Below are 1016 nucleotides of genomic sequence, written 5' to 3' on the forward strand. Positions count from 1 at the left end.
TAAGAGTTGGATTGATCGTCTTTTGGTATCTGAAAGTTAGTTTTTTCCCAGACACTTTTTCTAATATTAAATATATGCATTTTTCTGTAAGTTATACATTTCTTGATATTTTGCATTTTTATTTAATAAATTAGCATGAGTATCAAAGCCGCTAACTTTTCCACTATCAAGAAAGAGTACTTTATCCGCAAACTTAACTGCAGATAGTCTGTGCGTAACAAAGAAGATCGTCTTTTGGTCGTTTTCTCTTAAAAAGCGCTCATAAATTTCTGCTTCACTCTTAGCATCTAACGCTGCTGTCGGTTCATCTAAAAATTCAATCTTACCATTTGCATATAAGTCTCGTGCTAAAGCAATCTTCTGCCATTGACCACCAGATAAGTCAGTTCCATTTTCAAAATCTTTAGCAAGAATCATGCTTAGTTGCAGATGATCATTAGCCAGCAAATTCTCTAGGCCTGCTGCTTTTAAAACATTATTTACTCGCTCTTCATTAAATGAATATCCCGTAATCACATTTTCTTTAAGCGTTAACTTAAAATGAGAAAAATCTTGGAAAGTAGCTGATAAATTTTTATGTAGGTCAAAAATATTAAAATCTTTTAAATTATCATCATCAATTGAAATAGCTCCAGTAGTCGGGTCATAAAATCGCATTAACAACTTTACTAAAGTAGATTTTCCTGATCCATTTTCACCAACAATTGCGATCTTTTCGCCACTTTTTACTGAAAAACTAACATTGTGTAAAACTTCATCATCAGAAAATGGGTATGTAAATGAAAGCTCCTTAACTTCAATCTTCTTAAACTCATCTGTAAATTCTTGCTCTCCATTGTCAAAATCATCGTGATATTCAAGAAAATTAAAGTACTTTTCAATCCACAGTAAAGAATCATAGAGCAGACTGCTATCTCCCACTACACGGGCCATACTTGTGGAAATATAACCAATTACAGAACGCCGATTGTAAAATTAAATTGAACACTTGATAGAAAATAAAAAGTCCATTTGGA

The 1016-nt window shown here is 32.4% G+C and carries 1 pseudogene; it reads right to left on the reverse strand.

What is annotated here, in order from left to right:
• Positions 1–66 precede the first annotated feature (66 nt).
• Positions 67–960 (reverse strand): annotated as a pseudogene (locus CP370_RS09130) (ATP-binding cassette domain-containing protein); the annotation flags it as partial.
• Positions 961–1016: the final 56 nt, after the last annotated feature.

The sequence above is a fragment of the Lactobacillus sp. UMNPBX19 genome (assembly GCF_002553805.1).
In the GTDB taxonomy this organism is placed as follows: domain Bacteria; phylum Bacillota; class Bacilli; order Lactobacillales; family Lactobacillaceae; genus Lactobacillus.